General features: G+C 72.3%; 26 protein-coding genes. 6 read left to right on the top strand and 20 right to left on the bottom strand.

Features of this window, described 5'->3' with window-relative positions; translation table 11 throughout:
• Positions 1 to 2 precede the first annotated feature (2 nt).
• A complete protein-coding gene (gene hemB / locus QSK39_RS35215; protein ID WP_285482179.1) occupies positions 3 to 974 on the bottom strand; it encodes a porphobilinogen synthase in 972 nt (323 codons plus the stop codon).
• A gap of 112 nt (positions 975 to 1,086) precedes the next feature.
• Here hemB and QSK39_RS35210 point away from each other — a divergent pair, with 112 nt between their 5' ends.
• Entirely contained in the window at positions 1,087 to 1,899 is an 813-nt protein-coding gene (locus QSK39_RS35210) for a helix-turn-helix domain-containing protein (protein ID WP_285482178.1), read from the top strand.
• A complete protein-coding gene (locus tag QSK39_RS35205; RefSeq protein WP_285482177.1) occupies positions 1,896 to 2,774 on the top strand; it encodes an NAD-dependent epimerase/dehydratase family protein in 879 nt (292 codons plus the stop codon). The genes QSK39_RS35210 and QSK39_RS35205 overlap by 4 nt, the downstream gene beginning before the upstream one ends.
• Positions 2,775 to 2,825: 51 nt before the next feature.
• Here QSK39_RS35205 and QSK39_RS35200 read toward each other — a convergent pair whose 3' ends face one another.
• The 7 genes from QSK39_RS35200 to QSK39_RS35170 form a co-directional block, all read right to left on the bottom strand.
• Positions 2,826 to 4,358 (bottom strand): bifunctional uroporphyrinogen-III C-methyltransferase/uroporphyrinogen-III synthase, encoded by a 1,533-nt coding sequence (locus QSK39_RS35200; RefSeq protein WP_285482176.1) that lies wholly within the window; start codon positions 4,356 to 4,358, stop codon positions 2,826 to 2,828.
• An 82-nt stretch (positions 4,359 to 4,440) separates the two neighbouring features.
• Positions 4,441 to 5,370, bottom strand: a complete 930-nt coding sequence (gene hemC, locus QSK39_RS35195; protein ID WP_285482175.1) for a hydroxymethylbilane synthase — start codon at positions 5,368 to 5,370, stop codon at positions 4,441 to 4,443.
• Between the two features lie 21 nt (positions 5,371 to 5,391).
• Entirely contained in the window at positions 5,392 to 6,699 is a 1,308-nt protein-coding gene (locus QSK39_RS35190) for a glutamyl-tRNA reductase (RefSeq protein ID WP_285482174.1), read from the bottom strand.
• Positions 6,696 to 7,607, bottom strand: a complete 912-nt coding sequence (locus tag QSK39_RS35185) for a redox-sensing transcriptional repressor Rex (protein WP_285482173.1) — start codon at positions 7,605 to 7,607, stop codon at positions 6,696 to 6,698. Before QSK39_RS35185 ends, QSK39_RS35190 begins: the two co-directional genes overlap by 4 nt.
• Positions 7,608 to 7,846: 239 nt before the next feature.
• The gene (locus QSK39_RS35180) at positions 7,847 to 9,403 is read right to left on the bottom strand and encodes a molybdopterin-dependent oxidoreductase (protein ID WP_285482172.1); all 1,557 of its coding nucleotides are present in this window, start codon (positions 9,401 to 9,403) and stop codon (positions 7,847 to 7,849) included.
• Positions 9,404 to 9,505: 102 nt separating this feature from the next.
• Positions 9,506 to 9,742 (bottom strand): glutaredoxin family protein, encoded by a 237-nt coding sequence (locus QSK39_RS35175; protein WP_285482171.1) that lies wholly within the window; start codon positions 9,740 to 9,742, stop codon positions 9,506 to 9,508.
• Between the two features lie 10 nt (positions 9,743 to 9,752).
• On the bottom strand, positions 9,753 to 11,270 hold the full coding sequence (locus QSK39_RS35170) for a long-chain-fatty-acid--CoA ligase (protein WP_285482170.1): 1,518 nt from the start codon (positions 11,268 to 11,270) through the stop codon (positions 9,753 to 9,755).
• A 316-nt stretch (positions 11,271 to 11,586) separates the two neighbouring features.
• Here QSK39_RS35170 and QSK39_RS35165 point away from each other — a divergent pair, with 316 nt between their 5' ends.
• The 3 genes from QSK39_RS35165 (at position 11,587) to QSK39_RS35155 (ending at position 14,461) form a co-directional block, all read left to right on the top strand.
• Positions 11,587 to 12,279, top strand: coding sequence for a sigma-70 family RNA polymerase sigma factor (locus QSK39_RS35165; protein ID WP_285482169.1), 693 nt, complete (start codon positions 11,587 to 11,589; stop codon positions 12,277 to 12,279).
• Positions 12,280 to 12,392: 113 nt separating this feature from the next.
• The gene (locus tag QSK39_RS35160; RefSeq protein WP_285482168.1) at positions 12,393 to 13,466 is read left to right on the top strand and encodes a DUF5667 domain-containing protein; all 1,074 of its coding nucleotides are present in this window, start codon (positions 12,393 to 12,395) and stop codon (positions 13,464 to 13,466) included.
• A 101-nt stretch (positions 13,467 to 13,567) separates the two neighbouring features.
• Entirely contained in the window at positions 13,568 to 14,461 is an 894-nt protein-coding gene (locus tag QSK39_RS35155) for an HAD family hydrolase (RefSeq protein WP_285482167.1), read from the top strand.
• A gap of 195 nt (positions 14,462 to 14,656) precedes the next feature.
• Here QSK39_RS35155 and QSK39_RS35150 read toward each other — a convergent pair whose 3' ends face one another.
• The 5 genes from QSK39_RS35150 to QSK39_RS35130 form a co-directional block, all read right to left on the bottom strand.
• Complete coding sequence (locus QSK39_RS35150) at positions 14,657 to 15,691, bottom strand: lysophospholipid acyltransferase family protein (RefSeq protein WP_285482166.1); 1,035 nt, start codon at positions 15,689 to 15,691, stop codon at positions 14,657 to 14,659.
• Positions 15,688 to 16,734, bottom strand: coding sequence for an NAD-dependent epimerase/dehydratase family protein (locus QSK39_RS35145; RefSeq protein ID WP_284748127.1), 1,047 nt, complete (start codon positions 16,732 to 16,734; stop codon positions 15,688 to 15,690). The genes QSK39_RS35150 and QSK39_RS35145 overlap by 4 nt, the downstream gene beginning before the upstream one ends.
• A gap of 257 nt (positions 16,735 to 16,991) precedes the next feature.
• Positions 16,992 to 17,093 (bottom strand): 30S ribosomal protein bS22, encoded by a 102-nt coding sequence (locus QSK39_RS35140; protein ID WP_007030867.1) that lies wholly within the window; start codon positions 17,091 to 17,093, stop codon positions 16,992 to 16,994.
• A gap of 155 nt (positions 17,094 to 17,248) precedes the next feature.
• Positions 17,249 to 17,464: a helix-turn-helix domain-containing protein gene (locus QSK39_RS35135; RefSeq protein ID WP_013222402.1), complete on the bottom strand. Its 216-nt coding sequence runs from the start codon at positions 17,462 to 17,464 to the stop codon at positions 17,249 to 17,251.
• Between the two features lie 182 nt (positions 17,465 to 17,646).
• Positions 17,647 to 17,958 carry a hypothetical protein gene (locus QSK39_RS35130; RefSeq protein WP_285482165.1) on the bottom strand — a complete coding sequence of 104 codons (312 nt, stop codon included), beginning with the start codon at positions 17,956 to 17,958 and terminating at the stop codon, positions 17,647 to 17,649.
• On the opposite strand from QSK39_RS35130, the gene QSK39_RS35125 reads away from it, so the two are divergent.
• Complete coding sequence (locus QSK39_RS35125; RefSeq protein WP_285482164.1) at positions 17,957 to 18,106, top strand: hypothetical protein; 150 nt, start codon at positions 17,957 to 17,959, stop codon at positions 18,104 to 18,106. The genes QSK39_RS35130 and QSK39_RS35125 overlap by 2 nt on opposite strands.
• Here QSK39_RS35125 and proC read toward each other — a convergent pair.
• The 7 genes from proC to QSK39_RS35090 all read right to left on the bottom strand — a co-directional run bounded on the left by proC (position 18,094) and on the right by QSK39_RS35090 (position 25,892).
• A complete protein-coding gene (proC, locus tag QSK39_RS35120; protein WP_285482163.1) occupies positions 18,094 to 18,903 on the bottom strand; it encodes a pyrroline-5-carboxylate reductase in 810 nt (269 codons plus the stop codon). The two genes, QSK39_RS35125 and proC, sit on opposite strands and share 13 nt — an antisense overlap.
• Positions 18,904 to 18,927: 24 nt before the next feature.
• Complete coding sequence (locus tag QSK39_RS35115; RefSeq protein WP_285482162.1) at positions 18,928 to 19,755, bottom strand: thioesterase family protein; 828 nt, start codon at positions 19,753 to 19,755, stop codon at positions 18,928 to 18,930.
• A gap of 134 nt (positions 19,756 to 19,889) precedes the next feature.
• The gene (locus QSK39_RS35110) at positions 19,890 to 20,702 is read right to left on the bottom strand and encodes a sugar phosphate isomerase/epimerase family protein (protein WP_285482161.1); all 813 of its coding nucleotides are present in this window, start codon (positions 20,700 to 20,702) and stop codon (positions 19,890 to 19,892) included.
• A gap of 86 nt (positions 20,703 to 20,788) precedes the next feature.
• Entirely contained in the window at positions 20,789 to 22,447 is a 1,659-nt protein-coding gene (locus tag QSK39_RS35105; RefSeq protein ID WP_285482160.1) for an Rv0497 family membrane protein, read from the bottom strand.
• Between the two features lie 157 nt (positions 22,448 to 22,604).
• Entirely contained in the window at positions 22,605 to 23,588 is a 984-nt protein-coding gene (locus QSK39_RS35100; protein ID WP_285482159.1) for a Ppx/GppA phosphatase family protein, read from the bottom strand.
• 376 nt (positions 23,589 to 23,964) lie between these two features.
• Complete coding sequence (locus tag QSK39_RS35095) at positions 23,965 to 24,654, bottom strand: response regulator (protein ID WP_285482158.1); 690 nt, start codon at positions 24,652 to 24,654, stop codon at positions 23,965 to 23,967.
• Positions 24,651 to 25,892 carry a sensor histidine kinase gene (locus QSK39_RS35090; protein ID WP_285482157.1) on the bottom strand — a complete coding sequence of 414 codons (1,242 nt, stop codon included), beginning with the start codon at positions 25,890 to 25,892 and terminating at the stop codon, positions 24,651 to 24,653. Before QSK39_RS35090 ends, QSK39_RS35095 begins: the two co-directional genes overlap by 4 nt.
• Positions 25,893 to 26,034: the final 142 nt, after the last annotated feature.

Here is a 26,034-nt window from a genome sequence, read left to right as displayed (position 1 = left end):
GGTCAGTCCAGCCAGGCAGCGGCCTCGGCGGCCCAGTACGTGAGGATCAGGTCGGCGCCGGCGCGGCGGATCGACGTCAGGACCTCGAGGACCGTGCGCTCGCGGTCCAGCCAGCCGTTCGCCGCGGCGGCCTCGACCATCGCGTACTCGCCCGAGATGTTGTACGCCGCCACCGGGACCGGGGAGATGTCCGCGGCCGCCTTGATGACGTCCAAATAGGACAGCGCGGGCTTGACCATGACCATGTCCGCACCCTCGGCGAGGTCCAGCTCGATCTCGCGCAGCGCCTCGCGGGCGTTGCCCGGATCCTGCTGGTAGGTCTTGCGGTCGCCCTTGAGCTGCGAGTCGACGGCCTCGCGGAACGGGCCGTAGAACGCGCTGGCGTACTTCGCGGAGTACGCGAGGATCGCCTTGTCGTTGTGCCCGACCTCGTCGAGCGCGCGGCGGATGACGCCGATCTGGCCGTCCATCATCCCGGACGGCCCGAGCACGTGCGCCCCGGCTTCGGCCTGCGCGACGGCCATCTCGGCGTAGAGGCGCAGGGTGGCGTCGTTGTCGACCCCGCCGTCGGCGTCGAGGACGCCGCAGTGGCCGTGGTCGGTGAACTCGTCGAGGCAGGTGTCGGCCATCAGCACGGTGGCGTCGCCGAGCTCGTGCCGCAGGTCGCGCAGGGCGACGTTGAGGATGCCGTTCTCGTCGACCGCCCCGGAGCCCTCGGCGTCGCGGTGCTCGGGGACGCCGAAGAGCATGAGCCCGCCGACCCCGGCGTTGACCGCGTCGACGGCGGCCTTCCGCAGCGTGTCACGGGTGTGCTGCACGACGCCCGGCATGCTCGAGATCGCCTTCGGCTGGTCAAGGCCTTCGGCGACGAACATCGGGAGGATCAGCTGGCGTGGCCGCAGCGTCGTCTCACCCACCAGCCTGCGCATGGCCGGGGTGGTGCGGAGCCTGCGGGGACGATGCTCTGGGAACACCCCTCCAAGTTACCCCCGCCCTGCTCGGCGGCGTTCCGCAAGGGTGCTCAGCGGCGCTTTCCGCCCGGTGAATGGCTTGACGCCGTTCGGCCCGGCCGATTCGGTGAAGGGCGTGACCGAGTACGTCGAACGCCTGCCCGTGCCGGAGCTGGCGGACGTCGTGCGGACGGTCTGGTTCCAGCGCACCGGCGCCGCCCCGTACGTCCAGCGGCACCTGCCCACCGGCGGGGTCGAGCTGCACTTCCCGATCGGCGGCCGCCCCCGGCTGCTCGGCCCCTTGACCTCGCCCCTGCTCGAAGTCCTGCCCGCACGCACAGCCCTCGTCGGCGTGCGGTTCCGCCCGGGCGCCGCCCCGCCGCTCCCGGTGCCCCTCGACGCGCTGGCCGGCCGGCACCTCGACCTGGCGGATCTATGGGGGCCCCGGGCCGACCGGCTCGCGGCGGCCGTGAGCCTCGCCGGAACGCCGGAGCGCGCCCTCGCGGTCCTGCAGGCCCGCCTGCCGCGGCAGGCAACGGATCCGCTGGTGGCCGAGGCCGTCGACGCGCTGATGCCGTGGCACCCGGTCGACATCGACTCCCTGGCCGCGCGGCTGGCGCTCTCCCCCAGCCAGCTGCGGCGCCGCTGCCTGCACGCGGTGGGCGTCCCGCCGAAGGTCCTGCAGCGGACGCTGCGGTTCCAGGGTTTCCTCGCGCTGGCCCAGGCCGGGCTCCGGAGCGCGGCCGGGCTCGCCGCCGACGCCGGGTACGCCGACCAGGCCCACCTCAACCGGGAGTGCGTCCGGCTGACCGGCCTCACCCCACGCGGGCTGCTGGGCGGCAGCGTCGAGGAGTGCGCCTGCGGGCACGACCACTCCGCGTCCTACCGGCCGTTCCTGCGCGATTCGTTCAAGAACCCGCTGGAGGGCGTCCCTAGCCTGGCGCGATGATCCTCGTCACCGGCGGCCTCGGCATGATCGGCGCCCACACCGCCCGCGCCCTGCTCGACCTCGGCCACGGGGTAGTCGTCACCGGCCACCGCCGGCTCGACGTCCCGTCGTTCCTCGCGGGCCGGGTCGCGGTGGAGCAGCTCGACGTCACCGACCGGGACGCGTTCCTCGCGCTCGGTTCGCGCCACGACATCAGCGACATCGTCCACCTGGCGGGCAGCATCCCGGGCGAAGACCCGGTGGACTTCTTCCGCACGGATCTGACCGGCCTGGTCAACGCCCTCGACGCGGCCCGCGCCTGGGGTGTCCGCCGGTTCGCCGTGGCGAGCAGCCTCGGGGTGTACGTCGGCCGTCCGGAGATCCCCTGGACCGAGGACCTCTCCCTGCCGACGGCCGCCCTGCCGCACTTGATCATCGCGTTCAAGAAGGCGGTCGAGCCGCTCACGACGCACAGCCTGGCGGGCAGCGGAGTCGAGCCGGTGGTGCTGCGGATCGGCACGATCTGGGGTCCGCTGGTGGATCCGGCGTCGCCGTTCTGCCCGATCCCGTCGCTGGTCAACTCGGCTTCGCCGGCCCCGGACTTGCACGCTGGCGACGGCGGCGACGTCTGCTACGCCCCGGACGCGGGCCGCGCGATCGCCCTGCTGACCACGGCCCCGAAGCTGAACCACGACACGTACAACGTGTCCAGCGGCCGCCCGTTCACGTACGGCGAGTTCGCGGCCGCGCTCGGGATCGACCTCCCGCCGGGCGGCGCGAACGGCCCGTACCTGGACATCTCCCGCCTGACGGCGGACACGGGCTTCAAGCCCCGGTTCGACGTACCGGCCTCGGTCGCCGACTACCGGAAGTGGCGCGAGACCAACCCCCGCTGAACGAGCGAAGGCCGCCCCGGCGGACCGGGGCGGCCTTCGTCACGCAGTGCTTCAGGAGCGGCGGGCCCGCTTAGCCTTCCGCGGCGGCGGCAGCGCGCCCTCCGCGCGGAGCCGGGCAGCGTGCTCGGCCAGCGCGTCCACCAGGTGCGGCACGTCCGCCTTCTCCGGCTGGACGTCGACCCGGAGCCCGAATTCCACCGCGGTCTCCGCGGTCTTCGGGCCGATGCACGCGACCAGCGTGCGGGTGTGCGGCTTGCCGGCGATGCCGACCAGGTTCCGCACGGTCGAAGACGAGGTGAAGCAGACCGCGTCGAACCCGCCGGTCTTGATCATCTCGCGGGTCTCGGCGGGCGGCGGCGCCGCCCGGACGGTCCGGTAGGCCGTCACGTCGTCGATCTCCCAGCCGCGCTCGCGCAGGCCGGCCGACAGCGTCTCGGTGGCGATGTCCGCCCGCGGCAGCAGCACGCGGTCGACCGGGTCGAGCACGTCGTCGTACGGCGGGAACTCGGCCAGCAGGCCTTCCGACGACTGCTCACCGGAGGGCACCAGCTCGGGGATGATGCCGAACGAGCGCACCTTCTCCGCGGTGGCCGCGCCGACGCAGGCGATCTTCACGCCGGAGAACGCACGAGCATCGAGCCCGAACTCCTCGAACTTCTCCCACACCGCGCGGACCGCGTTGGTGGAGGTGAAGACGATCCACTGGTAGCGGCCGTCGACCAGGCCCTTGACCGAACGCTCCATCTGCGCCGGGCTGCGGGGCGGCTCGACCGAAATCGTGGGCACCTCGTGCGACGTCGCGCCGTGGCCGCGCAGGCGCTCGGCCATCTCGCCGGCCTGCTCCTTGGTGCGCGGCACCAGGACCTTCCAGCCGTAGAGCGCGCGCGACTCCCACCACGACAGCTTCGAGCGGTGCCCGGCGGCCTGGCCGATCGTGACGATCAGCGGCCCGACGAGCTCGCCCGCGTCGTTGGCGACCTTCTCGAGCGTGGTGTCGAGGGTGCGCTGGGTGTTGATGGTGCCGTTCGCGGTGACCGCGACCGGGGTCGACGCCGGGACGCCATTGCCGGTCAGGGCCGACGCGGCCTCGGCCAGGTGGGCCGACGTCGCGTGCAGCACCAGCGGGCCCGGCGAAGCCGCCAGGGCCGCCCAGTCGACGTCGCCGCGGACGTCGACCTCGGTGTGCGTGCCGCCCAGCGCGACGCCCGCGTACGCCGGGACGGCCGCGCCCGGCGAGACGCCCGGGATGACGTCGAACACGGCGCTCGTGCGCGCGACCGCCTGCACCTCGGCCACCACGGCCGGGGTGGTCAGCGGGTCGCCCGCGATCAGGCGCAGCACCAGCCGGCCGGCCTTGGCCTCGGCGGTGAGGTCCTTGGCGACCTCGGCGGCCTCGCCGACGGCGGGCCGGACCTCGGCGCCCTCGGCGGCCATGGCCAGCACGGCCTGGGGCACGTCGGGGTCGGTCACCACGACCTCGGCCTTGGCGAGCAGTTCCTGGGCACGGACCGTGAGCAGGCCGGCGTCGCCGGGCCCGGAGCCCACGAACGCTACGCGCCCGGTGGTCTTTCGCGCGGGGGTCATCTGTGCGTTTCTCCTCTTGCGGCGGCCGTGCGGGATCGCACGACCGCAGGTCTCCTACGTCTTCGAAGCGCTCGCGAGAGCGCTACTGAGCGGGACCGGAGAGGGCTCCGGCTCCGAGGTCCAGCAGCTCGGCGGCCAGGTCCTTGCCCAGCTGGGCGGCCTGGTGCTTGTCGGCCAGCGCGATGGCCCGGACCATGTCCACCGCACCTTCCTCGCCCTCGATCGCGGCGGTGCCGCGCAGCGAGATCCGTTCCACGACCTTGCCCTCGGCGTCGAGATCTTCGACGATCTCGGCGAGCGCGCCCACCGGCGCACTGCACCCCGCCTCGAGCGCGGCCAGCAGGGAACGCTCGGCCGTCACCGCGGCCCGCGTGCCCTCGTCGTCCAATGTGGATGCGAGCAGGTGCTCGAGGTCCACGTCGGCGGTCCGGCACTCCACCGCCAGCGCGCCCTGGGCGGGCGCCGGCAGCATCTGGATCGGGTCGAGGGTCTCGGTGATCGCCTCGACCAGTCCGACCCTGGCCAGTCCGGCACGCGCGAGCACCACGGCATCGAGCTCGCCGTCGGTGACCTTGCGCATGCGGGTGTCGATATTGCCGCGAATCGGCACGATTTCCAAACCGAGACCCAGCGCGTTCAGCTGCGCGGTGCGCCGCGCGGCGCCGGTGCCCACCTTCGAACCCGGCGGCAGCTCGCCCAGCGTCAGCCCGTCGCGGGCGATCAGGGCGTCTCGCGGGTCTTCGCGCGGCGGCACGGCGGCGAGCGTGATGCCCGGCTCGGGTGCGGTCGGCAGGTCCTTGTACGAGTGGACGATGACGTCGACCTCGTCGCGCAGCAACGCTTCCCGCAGCGCGGAGGTGAACACGCCGACGCCGATCGTCGCGATGGGCGCCATCGACCTGTCGCCGGGGGTGGTCACCTTGACGATCTCGACCTCGACGCCGGTGGCGCGCAGGGCGTCGGCGACGATCCCGGTCTGGGTGAGCGCGAGCTTCGATCCGCGCGTACCCATGCGAATGACTCTGGTCACTTACTACTTCTTCTCTGGTGGGGGCGTCGGGCTCGCCACCGCGGCGGGTGCCTGCGGGTCGAGGCAGAACAGTTCGCGCAACGCGTTCGCGTAGTCGGTGTCGGCCGTCTCGGCGGCCAGCTGCTTGACCCGCACGGTCGGCGCGTGCAGCAGCTTGTCGACCACCCGGCGGACCGTGCGGCCGACCTCTTCGCGGACGGCGCCGTCGAGGTCGGGCAGCCGGTGGTCCAGCCGCAGCAGCTCGGCGTCGACGACCTCGGCCGCGCGCTTGCGCAGCGCCGTCACGGTCGGGGTGACCTCGGCGCTGCGCTGGCCGGCGAGGTACTCGCGCACCTCGTCGAGCACGATGCCGGTGGCCTTGGCGGTCTGGCGTTCGGTGGTCGGCGTCCCGGCCTCGCGCATGCGGCGCTGGATGGTGGCCAGGTCGACGACGCGCACGGCGGCCAGCTCGCCGACTGCCGGGTCGACGTCGCGGGGCAGGCCGAGGTCGCAGACCACGAGGTCACGGCCGCCGCGCGGGAGCACCTGCGACGGGCCGAAGACGGCGTCCTGCGCGCCGGTGCAGCAGATCACGATGTCGGCGTCGCGCACGGCGTCGGCGACGTGGGACAGCGGGATCGCGCGGGCGGGCACGCCCTGCTCGGTGACGTTCGCGGCGAGCCGGCGGGCGCGGGCGTCGGTGCGGTTGGCCACGGTGATCTCGCCGATCCCGGCCTTGCGCAGCTGCGACGCGCTCAGCGCGCCCATCGAGCCGGCGCCGACGATGACGGCGTGCTTGCCGGTGACGTCCCCGGCCGCGGCGAGCGCTTCGGAGACGACCGACGCGCCGAGCTGGTCGAGGCCGGTCTCGGAGTGCACGCGCTTGCCGACGCGCAGCGTGGTCTGGATCAGCTCGTGCAGCGTGCGGCCGACCGTGCCGGCCTCGCGCGCGGTGGCGTAGGCCGACCGGACCTGGCCGAGGATCTGCGTCTCGCCGACGACCATCGAGTCGAGGCCCGAGGTGACGGAGAAGAGGTGTTCGACGGCCGCACCGGCGTAGTGGACGTACAGGCTGTCGTAGAGGTCCGCCGGCTCCATGCCGGCCTGGCGGGCCAGCACCGCGGAGACGTCGTCGAGGCCGCCGTGGAAGGTCTCGACGACCGCGTAGACCTCGATCCGGTTGCACGTCGAGACGAGCATGACCTCGCTGACGTGCTCGGCCTGCTGCAGCTCGTCGAGGACCTTGCCGACCTCGGGCGCGGGCACCGCGACGCGCTCGAGCGTGCTCAGCTCCGCACTCCGATGCGAGAGGCCGACCGCCAGGACACTCATCCGCGCACCACCATTTCCCGTCCGCCGTCCGGACCCGAACCGTTCCGGCCGCCCTTCCCATTCTCGGACGGCAGGCCCGCACCGGGTAATCCGGAATTGCCCTGATTACCGGCGGCGTCATCCGCGCGGCGGGCCACGTGGAACGAGAGTATCTGCAGCTCCACGGCCAAATCCACTTTGCGGACCTCGATGTGAGCAGGAACTTGCAGCACGACGGGAGCGAAGTTGAGGATGCACTGGACACCGCCCGCGACCAGCCGGTCACAGACCGATTGCGCGGCGGTGGGCGGCGTGGCGATCACGCCGATGGAGATGCCGCGCTCGGCGCACACCCGCGGGATGTCGTCCATGTGCGACACCGGGAGGCCGCCGACCGGCACGCCGATCAGGTCCGCGTCCAGGTCGAACAGGGCTTCGACCGGGAACCCGCGCCCCGGGAAGCCGCCGTAGTTGGCCAGCGCGTGGCCCAGGTTCCCGATCCCGACCACGGCCACTTTGTGCTGCCGGGTCAGGCCGAGGATGCGCTCGATCTGGCTGACCAGGACGCTGACTTCGTAGCCGACGCCACGGGTGCCGTAGGAGCCCAGGTACGAGAGGTCTTTGCGCAATTTCGCGGAATTGACGCCCGCGGCTTGCGAGAGTTCTTCGCTCGAAACGGTCGTCGCGCCCTGCTCGGACATTCCGGACAGCACGCGGAGGTAGACGGCGAGGCGGGCGACCGCCGCCTCGGGGATCTGCTTCGCCCGGACGGCCTCGGGGGCATCCCCGGTGCGGCCGTTGCCGTCGGCGGGTACGGCCGGGATCTCGGCGGTCGGCGCGTTGTCCGCGTCCGGGGTGTCCCGGCGCGACCGGCGCGGCGGCCGGCCCGGGGAGCCCGCTTCGTCGCGCCTCCCCCGCTGTGTCACCACGCCGTCGTCTCCTGCCCGCTGTGCACCCGGCGGCCATCGCCACGGCCGATCCGAACTGTGTCTTGACCCAGGGCGCGGGGTCCGGTTCGATGCGGACCGCCCGGGGGCGATGGTCCTACGGTAGACCACTTGTGAACGCGCGCACAAAGTCACTGGTCGGAGGCGGTTCCCGACGGCTGGGACGGACCGCCGATCATGACACGGCGTCAGAATCCTTGTCCGGCAGGCACTTCCGGGGCTCAGTGGGCGTCGAGGGTCACCGAGTGCCAGCCGGTCGCCCCGTCCGGGACCGGGTCCGCGCGGTTCTCCGTCTGCGTGTAGCCGTCCTGATCGGTCGCCCGGACGAACGCCTGGTGCGTCCCCTTCGGCACGTCCAGCTCGATCCACCACATGCGCCAGGTGTCCTTGCTCACCTCGGCCGAGAGGACCGCCGGCTGCCACGGTCCCTGGTCCAGCCGGACCTCGACCTTCGCGATGCCCGTGTGCTGCGCCCACGCCGTGCCGGCCAGCCGGACCTTGCCCGCGGTCACGCCCGCGAAGCCGGTCGGCGTGTCGATCCGGGACTCCGTCTTGATCGGTGCCTGCTCGGCCCAGCCGCGGCTGAGCCAGTACGCCTGGCGGGCGTCCCACTTCGTGAATTCGAGGGATTCGACCCACTTCGTCGCGGAGACGTAGCCGTAGAGACCCGGGATGACGATCCGCGCCGGGAAGCCGTGCTCGACCGGCAGCGGCTCGCCGTTCATGCCGATCGCCAGCATCGCGCCGCGCTGCGGGTCGAGCGCGACGTTCGCCGGGGTGCCGCACGTCCAGCCGTCGACGCTGGTGGCGAACATCTGCTCGGCGCCCGCCTGCACGCCGGCCTGGTCCAGCAGGTCCACGAGGTCGACGCCGAGCCAGGTCGCGTTCGAGATCAGCGGGCCGCCGACCTCGTTGGAGACGCAGGTGAGCGTGACGCGGCGTTCGACGAGCGGCCGGTTGCGGATGTCGGCGTAGGAGAAGGTGACCTCCTTGTCGACCATGCCGTGGATCTTCAGGCTCCAGTCCTCGGTGCGGATCTGCGGCACGACCAGCGCGGTGTCGATGCGGTAGAAGTCGCCGTTCGGCGTCAGGAACGGCGGCGAGCCGAGCTTCGCGAAGTCGGCGTCCGCGGGCAGCGGTGGCGCGGTCCGCGCGGGGACGAGCGGCCCGACGGCGGCCCGGGAGTCCTCGGCGTTCGAGCTGGTCCCGGCGACCTGGCCGACGACGGCGGCGATCCCCGACCCCGCGGCGACGCCGATCCCGGCGCGCAGGAACTTCCGGCGGTCGAAGCCGCGGTCATGCACCAGGTCAACGGGCAGCGCGAGCCGGTGCAGCTGGGTGAACACGACGAGCCCGGCGACGAGGGCGGCGACCGGCGCGAGCAGCGAGACCTGCCCGAGGTCGCTGCGCGCGTAGACGGCGGCGACCCCGGCGGCCCCGAGCAGGAAGACGAGGATCTGCCCGGCGCGGGGCGTCCGCCGCGAGAGCTGGCCGGCGAGCAGGGCGAGCAGCACGAGCACGACGGCGAGCCCGATCTTGAGGACCGGCTTGTCCCAGGTGCCCAGCGTGCGCTCGGCCCACTTCACGATCCCGGTCGGGCTGTGGTCGACGACGTAGTTGGCGACCGCGATGAACGGCGAAGCGGTGTAGCCGACGAAGCCCGCGACGAGGTGCCCGACCCCGAGGGCGGCGGCCAGCGCGAGGAGCCCGATGAGGGTGGCGACGGGCAGCGAAAGCCGCCTGGGCGCTTCGGGCGGCGCTTCCTGCAGAGTGCTCACGCCTCCATCTTCGGAGCACGCGCTCCGGAAGGCTGCCCGATCCCCCTTACGAGCGTGTTACGGCTTCCGGGTGGCCGGACACATCGGGCGAAAGCGCCCGCGTCAGGCCAGCGCCTTGCGGAAGCGGTCCTCTTCCACCCGCCAGTACCCGTGCTCGGCGCCGTCGACCAGGATCACCGGGACGCGGTCGCCGTACTCCGCGCGCCACTCCGGGTCCGTGTCGACGTCCTCCGTCTTCCACGGCACCGCGAGCTCGCCGCAGATCCGGGCGACGTCCGCCTCCGCGACCTCGCAGAGGTGGCAGCCCACCCGGCTCATGACCGTCACTTCGTGCGTCATGCCGTCCTTACTACCGCAGCCGCATGCGGCGGAGCTTGCCGGTGGCCGAGTGCGGCAGCGACTCGGCGAACTCCACGGCGTGCGGCACCTTGTACCCCGCGAGGTGGGCCGCGCACTGGTCGACGACCTGCTGTTCGGACAGCGACGCCCCGGCGACCGGCACCACGAACGCCTTCACGGCCTCGCCGCTGCGCTCGTCGACGATCCCGACCACCGCCGCCTCCGCGACCTCCGGCAGCAGGGAGATGACCGACTCGACCTCGTTCGGGAAGACGTTGAAGCCGTTGACGATGATCAGGTCGTTGGCCCGGTCGACCAGGTGCAGGTCGCCGTCGACGTCGAGGTAGCCGACGTCGCCGGTGCGGAACCAGCCTTCGTCGTCCGGCCCGTGGCCGCCGTCGGGCCAGTAGCCGGAGAACAGGTTCGCGCCGCGGATCGACACCAGCCCCGTCTCGCCCTCGGCCTCGAAGACGTCGTCGACGTCGTCCGGGTCGAGCGGCACGGCCTGATCGGTGCCGTCGCTGTCGACCAGCCGCAGTTCGACGCCGGGCAGCGGCCGCCCGACCGAACCCGGCTTCGGGTAGCCGGTGACCAGCGTGGACGTCACCACCGGCGCGCACTCGGTGAGCCCGTAGCCCTCGTAGACGTCGAGGCCGGTCGCCTCGCGGATCGCGCCCAGCACCTTCGGGTGCAGCGGCGCGGCGCCCGACGTCATCCGCCGGACGGACGCCAGCCCCCGGCTCAGCTCCTCGGGGCCGAGCGCGGCGAACTCGGAGTACATCGTCGGGACGCCGGTGATCGTCGTGACGCCCTGCTCGGCGCAGTCCTCCAGCGTGCGCTGCGCCTCGAAGCGCTCGGACAGGACCGCCGTCGCGCCGGCCGAGACCGCCTGCAGCAGGCCGGGGCCGAGGCCGTAGACGTGGAAGAGCGGGATGGTGATCAGCACGCGGTCGTCGTGGGTGAGCACGCCCTCGACGCCGCTCAGCTGCGCCAGGTTCGCCAGCAGCGCGCGGTGCGAGAGCATCACGCCGCGCGGCGGGCCGGTGGTGCCCGAGGTGTAGGAGACGACGGCGATGTCCTCGCCGGTGCCCGCCCGGTCGCCGTCGACGAATTCGACTGCTCCATCCGGGTCGGATTCCGGCGTGAGACCCGTCACGCCGGTCGGCAGCACCTCTTCGGCGTCACGCGTGATGACAACCTTGGCACCGCTGTGCTCGAGCAGCTTCTCGAGCTCGGGCCCCGGCGCCTGCGGCGACAGCGGCACGACCACCGCGCCGGCGCGCAGCGCGCCGAAGAACGCGACCACGAAGTCCACCGACGTCGGCAGCCGCAGCGCGACCCGGTCGCCGGGCTCGACCCCGGCGTCCGCGAGCCGCCTGGCCTGCGCCTGCACGACCGCCTCGACCTGGGTGTACGTCAGCCCTCGCCCGGTGCCCGTCTCGCGCACGGCCGGGTGGTCCGGCCACGTGGCCGCGGCCCGCGTGAGCAGCCCGCCGACCCCCGACTGCGTCCCCTCTGGAGCACTCACCCGCGGTCCACCTCTCCTCGCCCGGCCCAAACCGTTGCAAGTCTGTCATTCGGAGCGACGTCATGGGTGCTGACCGCGAGCGTCGCTCCTCTGCAACCCCGGAGCCACTACCTACTTCGCGGTAACTACACGTATGCTGCACTGCGTTGCGGGGTGGTGTTGATCACCGCCGCGACCGGAGAGAGGGAGTCGCCGTGACGAACTTGCCTGCCCACGAGGCCGTGGGGCATGCGAGCCGGCAGGCCCCTGCTCGCCCGGGTTCCGGGGGTACCGTGGCCCAGCACTGGGCCGAAGCCGCCGCCGGAGGTGCCGCCCGATGACCGTGCCGACCGCCGTGAGCCGCGGGCCCGTCTTCATGTTCGCCGAGCGCGTCTTCGGCCGATCGCCGTCCGTGCCGCTGAGCAGGCAGGCGGTCGACGAGGAGCGCGCCGAGGCGGCGAAGGCCGAGGCCTGGGACCTGGTGCGCGCCGCGCAGGACGGCGACTCGTCCGCGTTCGGCCGGCTCTACGACCGCTACGTCGACGTCGTCTACCGGTACGTGCTCTTCCGGCTCGGCGACCGCGACCTCGCCGAGGACGTCACCAGCGAGACGTTCCTGCGCGCCCTGCGCCGGATCACGTCGGTGAGCTACCAGGGACGTGACGTCGGGGCCTGGTTCGTCACCATCGCCCGCAACCTCGTGCTCGACCACGTGAAGTCGAGCCGGTTCCGCCTCGAAGTCGTCACCGACGAGGTGACCGAGCCGGGTTCGGCGCCCTTCAGCGTCGGCGCGAGCGTCCAGGCGGGCCCCGAGCAGGAGGCGATCAGCCGCGCCACCCGCACCGAGCTGCTGCGCTGCGTCGCCGAACTGGGCGATGACCAGCGGGAATGCATCATCCTGCGGTTCCTGCAGGGCCTGTCGGTGGCGGAGACGGCCGCGATCATGAACCGCAACGAGGGCGCGATCAAGGCGCTCCAGCACCGCGCGGTACGCCGTTTGGCACAACTCCTGCCCACCGGATTGCGCTGATCCCGCGAACTTTTCGGCCCATCGACCGAAACCGGTAACCCTCACGCCTTCTTAATCGTTACTCCTGCCAGACCGGTGTCAGGACCGGCCACGGCCCGAGATGGAGCTGCGCAGTGAGGATCGCGCGTGAGCGAGCCGAGATCGACCGGTTCGCGCGTGCCCTGGAGCCGTCCCCGAAGCAGCGGGACGGCGAGTTCGCCGACGAACTGGCCCTCGTCGGCGCCCTGCGCGAGCTCGGTGCGGCCGGGGCCCCGGACCTGGAGACCCGGCAGCGGATCCGCGCGGAGATCGCGGGCCGCTTGGAGACGGCGGCGGCCACCCCGCGTCGGAGGTGGCGGCCGCGGACCGCCGACCTGGTGGCCGCCGCGCTCTTCCTCGTGCTCGTGCTCTCCGGCCTGACCCTGGTGCTCTCGCGCAACGCGTTGCCCGGTGACCCGCTGTACGGCGTCAAGCGGGCCGGCGAGTCGACGGCACTGGGCCTGACCTTCGGCGACCGGGCGAAGGCGCGCAAGCACCTCGAGTTCGCCACCAACCGCGTCACGGAGCTCGGCGAACTGGCCGCGCAAGGCGCGAGCGAAGCGGACTACCGCACCGCGTACGACGACTTCGCGGCCGACCTGCGCGCCGGCGTCGCCCAGATGGCCACCGCGGCGACCAGCGACGGCAGTGGCACGCAGGCGCTGTCCGACGTCCGGCTGTGGGCGCGGAACCAGGCGGCCCGGCTCGCGGCCGACCAGCCGAAGCTCCCGGCGGACGCCGTGCCGGTGTTCGGCGACGTGCGCGACCTGCTCGGCAAGGTCCAGGAGCGCACGAGCGGGCTGGTCGAGCGGATGAACTGCTACCAGATCACCACCGGCACGTCCGACGAGCTCGGCCCGCTCCCGGCGACCGGCGAGTGCACGCAGCGCCCGGCTCCGTCGTCCGGCGGCGAGCCGTCGGCGTCGGTGACCGAGCCGTCGACGTCGGAAAGCACCTCGGTGAGCCCGACGGGCACGCAGCTGCCGCCGTCGGACGCCGCGTCGACGCCCGGCATCCCCGTGCCGACCGGCGGGATCACGCCGCCGCCGGTGTACGGCCAGGACCCGACGACCACGCAGCGGCCCCCGGTGACGTCGACCACGCAGCCGCCACCGCTGGTTTCGATCCCGCCGCTGCTCCCGGGTCTGCCGCCGATCGTGATCGGCTGAGGTCCGGGCCACACCTGCGACACCGCGGTGGGCGGCTCGCTACGCTGTGCGAAGGACCCGGACGTTCGCAGGGACGTGGACAGACGTGGAGGCGGTGTTGCGTGTCAGCGTGGCGTGGCAGGGATAAGAGTCAGGAGCTCGAACGGCTCGCCACGCTCGCGGGCGAAGCGTCGGCCGAGGCCGCCCACGCCCGCGTCGTCGCCGAGCCCCCCGCGCCGCCCGCCCCGCCGGACCTCACGGCGGCCGCGTTCTTCGACGTCGACAACACGATGATGATGGGCGCGTCGATCTTCTACTTCGCCCGCGGGCTCGCGGCGCGGAAGTTCTTCACGTCGTCGGACCTCGCCGGTTTCGTCTGGGGCCAGATCAAGTTCCGCCTCGGCGGCCGCGAGAACAAAGAGGACATCAAGACCCACCGCGAGCGCGCACTGTCCTTTGTGGCCGGCCGCACAGTCGACGAGCTGACCTCGATCAGCGAAGAGATCTACGACGAGCTGATGGCGGACAAGATCTGGTCCGGCACGCGCGCGCTGGCCCAGATGCACCTGGACGCGGGCCAGCGGGTCTGGCTGGTGACGGCGACCCCGATCGAGCTGGCGGCGATCATTTCCCGCCGCCTGGGGCTGACCGGCGCGCTGGGCACGGTGGCGGAGACGCGCGACGGCGTCTACACCGGGCGTCTGGTGGGCGACCTCCTGCACGGCCGCGCGAAGGCGCACGCGGTGCGCGCGCTGGCGTCCCGCGAAGGCCTGAACCTCAAGCGCTGCACGGCTTATTCGGACTCGGCGAACGACATCCCGATGCTGTCCGCGGTGGGCACCGCGGTCGCGGTGAACCCCGACGGCGGCCTCCGGGACGTCGCCCGGGCGCGCGGCTGGGAGATCCGCGACTTCCGGACCGGCCGGAAGGCCGCGAAGATCGGCGTGCCGTCGGTGCTGGGCGCCGGAGCCCTGGCCGGCGCCGTGGCGGCGGGCATGGCCTACCGCCGCCGCTGACCAGCCCGGCCCGGCCCATCACCGTGTCGTCCACCCAAGTACGCGTGTCGTCCCTTAAATCACGCGAGTCGACCCCTCAATCACGCGTGCCGACCCTCTGATCACAGGCGAACCCGCGCCAGCGCGTGTCTGGACGGACGACACGCGTGATCAGGAAGTCGACTCGCGTGATTGGAGCGACGACACGGTGCCGGCTCAGCCGCGGAAGACCGACTTCCGCTGCGAAAGCCGCTGGTACAGCGTCTGCTGGATCGACTCCCGCACCTGGTCCGTCAGCTGGAACACCAGCATCGGGTCGTCCACGGCTTCCGGGCCGTACGAATCCGTCGCGATCGGCTCGCCGAACTCGATGCTCCACTTCGTCGGCAGCGGGATCGCGCCCAGCGCCCCGAACAGCGGGAAGAACGGCGTCACCGGGAAGTACGGCAGCCCGAACATCCGCGCCAGGACCTTGATGTCACCCAGCTTCGGGTAGATCTCCTCCGCGCCGATCACCGACACCGGGATGATCGGGACGCCCGCGCGCAGCGCCGCCGAAACGAAGCCGCCGCGGCCGAAACGCTGGAGCTTGTACCGCGACGAGAACGGCTTGCCGACGCCCTTGAAGCCCTCCGGCCACACGCCGACCAGCTCACCCTTGCCCAGCAGGCGTTCCGCGTCCGCGTTGCAGGCCAGCGTCTGGCCGGACTTGCGGGCGAACGAGCCCACCAGCGGCACCTGGAACACCAGATCCGCGCCGAGGCCGCGCAGGTGCCGGCCGCCCGTCTCGTCGTGGACCGCCACCGCCGTCATCAGCGAGTCGAGCGGCACCGTGCCCGAGTGGTTCGACACCAGCAGCGCGCCGCCTTCCAGCGGCAGGTTCTCGACGCCGAACGTGTCGACGCGGAACCACTTCTTGTACAGCGCGCGCAGCGGCGGCAGGAACACCGCGTCGGTCAGCTCGGCGTCGAACCCGAACTCGTCGACCGTGTAGTCGCCGGTCAGCCGGTCGCGGATGAAGCCGAGCGCCGAGCGCGCGGCGTCCGAAAGAGGTTCCTCGGGGGCCGCCTGGCCCGCGCCCGGGAAGGCGACGACCGGCGCGTCCGCCCGCGCGGCTTCCCCCTCACGGAGGTCGCGGCCGGCTTCCGGCTTCTCCCGGCCCGGTCCGTGCAGGGGGATGACCTGCGCTTCGGCACCGCCCACCGTCTCTGCCTCGCTTCCCGAGTCGTCCAAGTCGTGCGGCCTGCTCATCGGCTCGACTGCCCGGTCGCCGCGGCGACGAGCACCTTGCCGGCCAGGCCCGCCAGCTTGCCGCCGTCGAGCACCGGCCGGAGCCCGCGTCCGACGATGTAGTCGTCGAACGCCTCACGCGTCGTCCACCGCGGGGTGTAGCCGAATTCGCCCTTCAGCTTGGCGATGTCGACGACCCGGCCGAAGTTCAGCAGCCGGACCTGGTCGGCGGAGAAGTCCACGACGCGAGCGCCGCGCAGAACCTTTCCGACCGACGGCACCACGCTCCGCGGCATGGGCAGCTCGACCCGGCCCGCTCGCCGGATCGCCTGCGAAAGGGTGAGTACCCCTTCCGAGCCGACGTTAAAGACGCCGGGGTGGTCGTTCAGGGTCGCGCGCTCCAGCACGGCCAGCGCGTCCGAAGAGTGCAGCAGCTGGATCCGGGCGTCGTAGCCGAAAACGGTCGGCACGACCGGCAAGGCGAAGTAGCGCGAAAGGACGGTGTCCGTCGCCGGCCCGATGATGTTGGCGAAGCGGAACAGCGTCGTGGTGATGTCGGGACGGCGCCGCATCAGCCCGCGCACGTACCCCTCCATCTCGACGGCGTCCTTCGCATACCCGCTGGACGACGTCGGGATCAGCTCGGAGTCCTCGGTGAACACCGCCTGCGAGCGCGCGCCCGCGCCGTACACGGCCGCCGTCGACTTGACGACCAGCTTGCGCACCAGCGGCGAGCGCTGGCACGCGGCCAGCAGCCGCATGGTGCCGATGACGTTGACTTCCTTGATGGCGGTGCGGCGCCCGGGCCCGGCCGGGTGCGCGGTGCACGACGCGTGCACAACGGTGTCCACTTTGGCGGTGCTGATCACCTTGGCGATCAAGGGGTTCCGGATGTCCGCGCGGACGAACTCCGCGTGTCCCATGCGCTGCAGGACCGTCTTGTCCGGAGCGACCGTGTCGACACCGATGACCCGTTCGAAATCGGGGTTGTTGCCCAGCCGGGCGAGGAGTTTCCCGCCCAGTTCGCCGGCTACCCCGGTGACGAGCACGATGTTCGACGGCATGCGACTCCCTGCGGCGTAGGGCGTGGTGGGGGTGGACGATCACCCGAAGTGCGCGGGCCTGCACTCACTGGAAGCATCGCGCGGACACCCTTGAGATGTTACCGCTCTTCAGTGGTAGCTCCGGGTTGTCTTACGTGCTATTAACCGCTACGCCCCGGAAAGCGACGAACGCCTCACTCGAACGGGGGGAACCGGCCCACCACATGGACGTGGCCCGTCCAGAGACTGGACGGGCCACGGCTACGCACGGCTGAGGCTTACTTGCCGGCCTTACGACGCTGCACTCGCGTGCGGCGCAGCAGCTTGCGGTGCTTCTTCTTCGACATGCGCTTGCGGCGCTTCTTGATCACAGAGCCCATGGGCGCTCCTTAGGTCGTCGTCGGTAACGCTGCCCGGCGCAGCGTCCAACGGGTGGAGCGCACAGGCACGAGCGGTCTTCCAGGTTACCCGTCACCCCGCGCGGGCCGGTCAGCGGGCACGTCGTAGGGCGGCGCGCCGCTGGCCGGGGCGTGGATCAGCCCACGTCGTAATAGGCGCCCTGGAGGTACTCGTGCACTGCTTTTTCCGGCACCCGGAACGACTTGCCCACCCTGACGGCAGGCAGCTCACCCGAGTGCACGAGACGGTAGACGGTCATCTTGGAGACCCGCATCAGCGTGGCCACTTCGGCGACCGTCAGGAACTGGACCTGCCCGACAGCCGGCAGATCCTCCTTCTTGTTCGGCGACATGTTTACCGCGTCCTTCGACACGCGTCGCGCCACGAGGCTTCCCCACCTGTGGTACCGACACGCACGTGCTCTATCGAGAGTAGCGGGACTGGTGGGACTAATGCGACGCCTGTCACCGAGATGGGCTCCTACCAGCGCTAACGCACGGGCACTCGCGCGTGCAATACCGCCGGAATCGCCCATTACGGCGAATCCGGGCGCTCGGTACCCGGTTCGAGGGGCAGCCGCAGCGCCCGGACGGTGAACGAGATGGCGTGGCACCAGCCGCAGGCGAGCAGCAGGTCGAGCGCGCCGTCGTCGCCCACGGCGGCCACGAGGTCCGCCGGGGACCAGCAGCCGTCGGCCGGGCTCCCGCCGGCGAGCGAGCGGACCTGCGTCGCGTCGAGGCCGGCTTTGCCCGCGAAGGCGGCGATGTGCACGCCCCATTCGCCGCCGGCGCCGCACAGCGCGATCGTCCGGTCGATGACCAGCTGACGACCGGGCGCCCCGATCATGGCGCTGCTGGGCCGGCGCTGGACGCTGCGGATGATGTGGGAGCTGCGCGACGGCTACGCGCTCACCGAGCAGGGGAAGTCCCTGTTCGAGACGCTCGTGCGGCTCGACGCCTGGGCCGCGGACTGGCGGCCCCGTCAGTCTTCGTGAGCCTTGCCCAGCGCCTCGGACCGGTCTTTCGCCGCCTCGATCGCGTCGAGCAGCGCCGCCCGGACGCCGTGCTTCTCGAGTTCGCGGATGGCGTTGATGGTCGTGCCGGCGGGCGACGTGACGGCCTCGCGCAGCAGCACGGGGTGCTCGTCGGACTCGGCCAGCATCTTCGCCGCGCCGACGGCCGACTGGATGATCAGCTGCCCGGCCAGCGCGCGCGGGAGGCCCAGCAGGATGCCGGCGTCGATCATGGCTTCGACCAGGTAGAAGAAGTAGGCCGGGCCGGAGCCGGACAGGGCGGTGACGGCGTCTTGCTGGCCTTCGGGCACCTCGACGACCTTGCCGACATGCGAGAGCAGATCGCGCACGACGGCGAGGTGCTCGGCGGTGGCGTGCCGCCCGGCCGAGATGGCGCTCATGGCCTCGTTGACCAGCATCGGTGTGTTCGGCATGACCCGAACGACCGGAACGCCCTCGGCCAGCCGCCGCTCGTAAAGCGACGTCGGCAGGCCCGCGCAGAGCGACACGACGAGCGACGACGGGTTCAGCAGCGGCGCAAGCTCATCGAGCACGGGCTCGATGTCCTGCGGCTTGACGGCGACAACCAGGACATCGGCCTGCTTGGCGGCGTCCTCGACCTCAACACCCCGGATGCCGTAGCGCGCGGTGAGTTCTTCGACACGCGCCGGGTACCGCTCGGTGAAGAGCAGATCGCCGGGCTCGTGGCCGCCGTGCAGCAACCCCGAGAGCAACGCCTCACCGATCTTGCCCGCACCCAGCACCGCGATGACCGTCATGCGGTAAAGCGTGCCAAACGCGTGTCAGCCACCCGGTGCCGGGGCGAGGCCCAGCTGCCGGGCCTGGCACACCAGCCGCCCCTGGGAGTCGACCACCGTTGCGTCCGAGTCGAACCACGACTCGTGGACCGACCTCGACTCCACCACCACCCGCAGCCACCCCGGGGCCGGGCGCGTGCGCAGCAGCGCCGTCAGCTGGACCGTCGGGGCCCAGCCGATGCGGCCCAGGTTCATCACCACCGGCGGGTTCACGTCGGACGCCAGCAGCGTGAAGTACGGGTCGACCAGGCCGTGGCGCGGGCGGACCCACAGCCGCATCCGGGGTGGCTCGCCGGTGCGCCCCGAAAGGTAACCCGCCGTTGCCGGGTCGAGGCGGACCTCGCAGCCCTTGGCCAGGTTGAACGGCCCCTCCGTGCTCTCCGCCATCGCGAGCGCGCCCGGTGCCGGCTCGGCGGGCATCGACGGCACGTCCGTCCACTCCGGGCGCCGCATCGGCAGCCGCCCGGTCGTCACGCGTGCCTCGACGCAGCTGCGGCCGCGCTGCTCCAGCCGGACCTCGACGACCGTCGCGCGGCGGCCGACCTTGCGGACGTCCGTGCGCAGCAGCACCGGGCCGAGCGCCGGCGCGTGCAGGAACTCCGCGCTCACGACGAGCGGCTCCGCGTGCGGCTCACCCCGTTCGTGCAGCGCGGCGATCGCCGCCTTGGCCAGCAGGGCCAGCAGGAAACCCCCGTGCGGGTGCGAGCCGATGGCCCACTCCGCACGCAGCACCGCGGTGAAGGTGCCGTCCCCCAGCGACCGCGCCGCACTCGCCGTGTCGAAGGACACGGCGGTGCCGTCCGTTCCGCTCACGAACGCGCCGTGCCAATGGGGGAATCCGGAGAGGTGGCGATCAACGCGCGCGACGGTTTCACAGTCGGAACTTTACGTGTTCGATCCCGGTAAATGGACCCGGGAGTAGTCGTGTCCGCACCGCAAGTGCGCAATTACTGCCCGAGGTGGAATCGCGCGAACAGCAATGCCTCCGCCAGATCCCGGACCCGCTGTGCGCCGGTGCCGGCGTGCCGGGTGTTGATCTCCAGCACGATCTGCCCGGCGAAACCGCTGCTGACCAGCTTCTCCAGGAGTTCGGCGCAGGGCTGATCACCCCGCCCGGGCACCAGGTGTTCGTCCTTCGGGAGGCCGGTGCCGTCCGCCAGATGGACGTGCGAGAGGCCTTCGCCCATCCGCTGCGCCAGCGCGAGGGCGTCCATCCCGGCTGCCGCTGTGTGGGACAGGTCGAGCGTGTAGTGCCGGAAACCGACGTCCGTCGGGTCGATCGAGGGCCGGAACGCGGAGACGCGGGAATTCTTCGAACCGCCCGGTGGGCGCACCTTGAACATGTTCTCGACGGCGATTTCGATCCCGCTGGACTCCTCCAGCTCGTCGACGAGATCACCGAAGGCATCGCCGTAGCGCCGTTGCCACCGGAACGGCGGGTGGACGACGACGGTCCGCGCGCCGAGCTCGGCCGCGGCTTCGACGGACATCCGCAGCCGCACCACCGGATCGGGCGACCAGATCCGCTGGGTGATCAGCAGCGACGGCGAGTGGATCGACAGCACGGGCACCCCGGTCCGGCGCGACCACCGGCGCAGGGCGCTGACGTCCTGGCTGACCGGGTCGGCCCAGACCATGACCTCGACGCCGTCGTACCCGAGCTCGGAGGCGAGCTCGAAGGCGGTGCCGGCCTTGAGGGGCCACACGGACGCCGTGCTGAGCCCGACGGGGACCGGCTTCTCGTCTGTCACGCGCGCCATCCTGCCTCGTCACCGAGGGCGCGGAGCAGGGGCGTGCGCCGAACGGGACGCGGATCTCAGTGCGCCCGCCCGGCAGCCCGTGGGCGTCAGCGGCCGACGAGCAGCAACGCCGCCGGGGACACCGTCACGACCAGGCCGACCAGCACCGCCAGCACCGTGGTCTGCAGGTCTTCGGCCCGGCGGATCTTCCGCACGATCCAGACCAGCGCGACCACCACCAGCAGCGCCGCCACCAGGGCGGCCGCCGGGATGTTCACCCACAGCCAGTTGAAGCCCAGCCACACGGCCGCGCCGCCGACGACACCCATCGCCAGCTGGCCGGCCAGCGCCAGCCACGCCTTGCCGGGCGAGGTCGCGGGCTCCGGCTCCGCGACCGGCTCGGGCGCGTCGTCGTACTCGTCGTCCTCGTAGCCTTCGCCCTGTTCGTAGCCGTAGTCGTCCTGCTCGAAGTCCGGGCCGTCGGCCGGGTAGCCGTCGGCGAACTCGCGCTCGTAGGGCTCGAGGTCGTCCGGGATCGGCGCGCGCGAGGCGCGGTCGCCGGGCGCGAACGGCATCGGCGGCGGGTAGGTGCCGGTCGGCGGCCCCGCGTCGTAGGCGGCCTGGTAGCCGCTGCCCTCCGGCGCGAAGCCCTCGGGCTCGAAGTCGTCTTCGGGGTAGCCGTCGGCCGGGGCGTCGGTGGGCACCACCGGCATGACGCCGATCTCGGTGTCCTCCAGCTGCTCCTTCTGCCGGCGCTTGCGCCAGTTCGCGAGCCCGCCCGGCGACGACGGCGGGGGCGAGTCGGGCTTCTTCTTGCCCGGCGCCGGCGGGAGCAGCGGCTCGCCGGCCACGGCGTCGAACTGCTCGGTGTACGCCTCCTGCTGCGGCTGCGGACGGCGCGCCGGGCCCCGGCGCGGCCGCCCGGGCGCGGCCGACGGCGTCGAGAACGTGCCGCTGGCCATCGGGCCGGGCGGGCCGTCGACGTCGGCGTCCGGGGTGCCGTTGAGGCCGTCGAGCCGGGCCGACAGCGGTCCGCCCGGGGGCGGCGTCGGCAGCTGCTGGGACGGCTGCGGCGGCGGGGTCGGCAGCTGCTGCGAAGGGGGCGGCGGGCGGCGCCGGACCGGCGGGACCGCCCCCCGGGTCTCCTCCGCCGCGGGCGGCGGCGGGGTGGGCAGCTGCTGGGACGGCTGCGGGGGCGGCGGCTGACGCCGGGGCGCGCGCGGCGGCACGGGCAGCTGCGCGGACTCCTGCGGGCTCGCGTACTGCCCGGAGTCCTGCGGCGGCCGCGGCGGCGGGCTCGCGAACTGCCCCGACTCCTGGGGTGGCCGGGCGTACTGGCCCGACTGCTGCGGCGGCGCCGGGGGCCGCTGGTACTGGCTGGACTCGGCGCTACCGGGGGCGGGCCGGGCCGGGGGCGGCGGAACCGGCCGCGGCAGCGGCTGGGAGTCCTGCGGGACCGCGCGGGGCGCGGGCGGCGGCGGGGGTGGCGGCTCGGCGCGGCGTCGTCCGGCGGGCCGGTTCGGCGGCGGGGGCGTGCCTTCGCCCGCGACCCGGTCGATGATCGCCTGCGGGCCGGTGTCGGTCACGCCGGGGCGCCGGTGGGAGCCGGTCGCGCCGGGCGGGGTCTCCGGGGTGGCGGGCTCGTCGTCGTCCTCGGCCGCGCGCCGCCGGCGACGGCGGCTGCCGCCGTCGACCTGGGCACCGTGCTGGGCGAGCAGCTCAGCCACGGTCTTCTGCGGCTGGCCGTCTCCGGTCTGGTCCGTCATACCTGGTAGTCCCCTGCGCGCTCCGGTTCCTCGGCACCTCGCGAGGAGGTACCCGACGGCATCCTGGCCGCGCAGCGCGCGCTGTACGCCGACCTCTGCATGTCCGTCACCTCTCCACCGTGCCCGTTGTCCGTCCGGGAAGTCCAGCCGGGTGCTTTCACCGGTCCTCCTGTGCGCCGAAGCGCGCCACGAGGGCCGCTCCAGTTTCATCCGCGCCGGTGGAATGGTCCAGCCGCCGCAGGATGACACCTTCTCGCAGAGCCCACGGGCAGATCTCGAGTTCCGGCAATCCGAGTGCCCGCATCGTGGCCTGCGCGACGAGCGCGCCCGCCACCAGCTGGTGCGACCGGCTCGAGCTGACGCCCTCGAGCTGCGCGAGGTCGGCCGACGGCATCCGCGAGATGAAGGCCAGGAGCTGGCGCAATGCGGTGTCCGTGAGCGTACGTCGCACGCGCGGGCCCGCCGCCGAGGGGGCGGCGCCGGTCAGCCGGGCGAGGGACCGGAACGTCTTCGACGTTGCCACGACGCGGTCGGGTTCACCCCATTTGGTGACCTTCCGCGCGAGCTCCGTGAGCTGGTCGTCGAGCCACGCCGACGTCGCGACGAGCTCGGAGCGCGTCGGCGGGTCGTGCTTGAACCGGGTGCGCGTGGTGCGGCCCGCGCCCAGGGGCAGCGACTCGGCCAGGACGGGCTCTTCGTCACGGCCCATCGCGATCTCCAGCGAGCCGCCGCCGATGTCGAGCACGAGCAGCTGGCCCGCCGACCAGCCGTACCACCGGCGGACGGCGAGGAAGGTGAGGCGGGCTTCGTCGGTGCCGGAGAGGACCTGCAGGTCGACGCCGGTCCGGTCGGCCACGCGAGCCAGCACCTTCGCGGAGTTCTTCGCTTCGCGGACCGCGGAGGTGGCGAAGGCCATGACCTCTTCGCAGCCGAGCCGCGCGGCGGCGTCCTTGGCGGATTCGACGGCGGTCACGAGGTCGTCGGCGCCGGCCTTGCTGAGCTCGCCACCCGGGGTCAGCTGCTCGGCCAGGCGGAGCACGGACTTTTCGGAATGCATCGGCGTCGGGTGGGCGCCACGGTGGGCGTCGACCACGAGCAGGTGGACGGTGTTGGAACCGACGTCGAGTACCCCTAGGCGCACGGGGGTCCAGGGTACCGGGCCCAGCGCCAGGTCTCGAACTTGTAACCAACAACACTCGGTGCGGTACCGCCCCGGCGCGCCTCCACGCCCGGGCGATACCGCCCAAAGTGGACGAAAGCGCCAGCCGCCCCCCGAAAAGAGAGCGGCTGGTCATCCCGTCGCCTGAGGCCGCAAAAATCACTTTGAGCCAGGCCCGCAACCCACAGCCCGACAGCGGGCCGAGTACGCAACCTTGCGGGCCTGGCTCAAAGTGATAGGCCTCGTTCAGGCGACGGGATGACCAACCGCGACCCAAACGCGAAGGTGAGCCGAAAGCGGCCCCGAGGTCATCCCAGAGCCTGCCCGTCCGGCGAGGACAGTCTTTAAGACAGCAGGCTCACGTCTCGAACTTGTACCCGAGACCGCGGACCGTCACGAGGTGCCGGGGCGAGCCCGGGTCCGGCTCGATCTTCGAGCGCAGCCGCTTCACGTGGACATCCAGCGTCTTCGTGTCGCCGACGTAGTCCGCGCCCCACACCCGGTCGATCAGCTGCCCGCGCGTGAGCACCCGGCCGACGTTGCGGAGCAGGTACTCCAGCAGGTCGAACTCCTTGAGCGGGAGCGAAACCTCGCCGCCGTCCACCGTCACCACGTGCCGCTCGACGTCCATCCGGACCGGGCCCGCCGACAGCACCAGCGGGGCCAGCTCGCCCTCCGAGCCCGGCTCGCCGCCGCGCCGCAGCACCGCCCGCACCCGCGCGATCAGCTCGCGCGCCGAGTACGGCTTCGTCACGTAGTCGTCCGCGCCCAGCTCCAGGCCGACGACCTTGTCGATTTCGCTGTCGCGCGCGGTCACCATGATCACCGGCACGGCCGAGCGCTGGCGCAGCTGCTTGCAGACGTCGGTGCCGCTCATCCCGGGCAGCATCAGGTCGAGCAGCACGATGTCGGCGCCGTTGCGGTCGAACTCCTCCAGCGCGGCCTGGCCGGTGCCGGCCACGGCCGCGGTGAACCCTTCCTTGCGCAGCAGGAAGGCGAGGGGGTCGGCGAACGACTCCTCGTCCTCGACGATGAGAACCCTGGTCACAGGTTTCCTCCATGATCTGGGCTGTCCTGCCCGGTAACCACGAGCCTGGGGGTGCGCTCGGGGGTCTTCTCCTGCCGTGGTGCCGGCGAGGTCTTGGCGGCCCGCGCCGGCTCGGGGGCCGGTTCGGGGCTGACGTGCGCAGGGATGCGCAGGGTGAACGTCGAGCCGGTGCCGGGGCGGCTCCACAGCCCGACCGAGCCGCCGTGGTTGGCCGCGACGTGCTTGACGATGGCCAGGCCGAGCCCGGTGCCGCCGGTGGCGCGCGAGCGGGCCTTGTCGGCGCGGTAGAAGCGCTCGAACACCCGCGTCTGCTCGTCCTCGGGGATGCCGATGCCGCGGTCGGTGACGGCGACCTCGACCATCCCGTCGGCGAGCCGGCGGGAGATCGACACCGGGCTGCCGGCCGGCGAGTACGCGACGGCGTTCTCCAGCAAGTTCGACAGCGCGGTGACCAGCAGCGTCCGGTCGCCCTCGATGAGCAGGCCGCTGGGGGTGTCGGTGGTGATCCGGATGTCGGCCGACTCGGCCGAGAGCGTCGTCCGGCCGAGTGCTTCGCGGACGACCGCGTCGACCTCGACGACGTTGAGGTCCGGCAGCCGCTCGGCGCCCTGCAGCCGCGAAAGCGCGATCAGCTCGGTGACGAGCTGGCCGAGCCGGGTGGACTCGCGCAGGATCTTGCCGCCGAAGCGGCGGACCTCCTCGACGTCCTCGGCGGCGTCGAGCACGGCCTCGGTGAGCAGCGCGATCGCGCCGACCGGGGTCTTGAGCTCGTGGCTGACGTTGGCGACGAAGTCGCGGCGCACGGCCTCCAGCCGGATGGCCTCGGAGTGGTCGACGGCCTCGACGACCGTGAAGCCGTCGCCGAGCGGCCGGACCTGGCCGAGCACCGCCTCCGGCTGGCGGCCGCGCGCTTCGAGCGGCGAAAGGTCGATCTCCATCGGCTCGTCGGTCTCGACGACCTGCTCGGCGGCCTTGCGGGCCCGCGGGTCGGCCTGGTTGACCTTCACCAGGCCCAGCTCGTAGGCGCGCGGGTTGTGCAGCACCATGTCGCCGAACTTGTTGAGCACGACGACGCCGTTGTGGGACGACCGGACCAGCCGTTCGAGGAGCTCCGCGACGGTCGGGCCCGGCGGCCGGGCCTCTTCGCGGCGGGTTCGCGCCCGCGCGACGAGGTAACCGACCACCGCACCGGCCACCAGGGTTCCGATGGCCAGTGCGAGTGAAACAGGCGTGGTCACAGGCCGATCGTAAGCTGAGAAGTGGCCCTTCGGCCTAGCGTTGTCCGCCTTGTCGTGAGCACCGCGACACCTGGGGAGGACATGTTCGCCGCCGCTTCAGCCGGCGTTCACCCGATCGATTCCCCGGCGAGACATTCCGGGT

The organism is Amycolatopsis sp. NBRC 101858, assembly GCF_030269325.1.
GTDB lineage: Bacteria > Actinomycetota > Actinomycetes > Mycobacteriales > Pseudonocardiaceae > Amycolatopsis > Amycolatopsis ponsaeliensis.
The sequence above is the reverse complement of the archived record's forward strand: the minus strand, read 5'-3'. Positions and strand labels throughout refer to the sequence as shown.

Coding starts and splice junctions, on each gene's coding strand:
- QSK39_RS35135 (WP_013222402.1), bottom strand. CDS start 17,464: ATGTCGCCGAACAAGAAGGAGGATCTGCCGGCTGTCGGGCAGGTCCAG.
- QSK39_RS35110 (WP_285482161.1), bottom strand. CDS start 20,702: ATGGCGCGCGTGACAGACGAGAAGCCGGTCCCCGTCGGGCTCAGCACG.
- QSK39_RS35175 (WP_285482171.1), bottom strand. CDS start 9,742: ATGACGCACGAAGTGACGGTCATGAGCCGGGTGGGCTGCCACCTCTGC.
- QSK39_RS35200 (WP_285482176.1), bottom strand. CDS start 4,358: ATGACCCCCGCGCGAAAGACCACCGGGCGCGTAGCGTTCGTGGGCTCC.
- proC (WP_285482163.1), bottom strand. CDS start 18,903: ATGACGGTCATCGCGGTGCTGGGTGCGGGCAAGATCGGTGAGGCGTTG.
- QSK39_RS35145 (WP_284748127.1), bottom strand. CDS start 16,734: ATGCCGTCGAACATCGTGCTCGTCACCGGGGTAGCCGGCGAACTGGGC.
- QSK39_RS35140 (WP_007030867.1), bottom strand. CDS start 17,093: ATGGGCTCTGTGATCAAGAAGCGCCGCAAGCGCATGTCGAAGAAGAAG.
- QSK39_RS35150 (WP_285482166.1), bottom strand. CDS start 15,691: ATGAGCAGGCCGCACGACTTGGACGACTCGGGAAGCGAGGCAGAGACG.
- QSK39_RS35130 (WP_285482165.1), bottom strand. CDS start 17,958: ATGATCGGGGCGCCCGGTCGTCAGCTGGTCATCGACCGGACGATCGCG.
- QSK39_RS35125 (WP_285482164.1), top strand. CDS start 17,957: ATGGCGCTGCTGGGCCGGCGCTGGACGCTGCGGATGATGTGGGAGCTG.
- QSK39_RS35105 (WP_285482160.1), bottom strand. CDS start 22,447: ATGACGGACCAGACCGGAGACGGCCAGCCGCAGAAGACCGTGGCTGAG.
- hemC (WP_285482175.1), bottom strand. CDS start 5,370: ATGGGTACGCGCGGATCGAAGCTCGCGCTCACCCAGACCGGGATCGTC.
- QSK39_RS35165 (WP_285482169.1), top strand. CDS start 11,587: ATGACCGTGCCGACCGCCGTGAGCCGCGGGCCCGTCTTCATGTTCGCC.
- QSK39_RS35205 (WP_285482177.1), top strand. CDS start 1,896: ATGATCCTCGTCACCGGCGGCCTCGGCATGATCGGCGCCCACACCGCC.
- QSK39_RS35190 (WP_285482174.1), bottom strand. CDS start 6,699: ATGAGTGTCCTGGCGGTCGGCCTCTCGCATCGGAGTGCGGAGCTGAGC.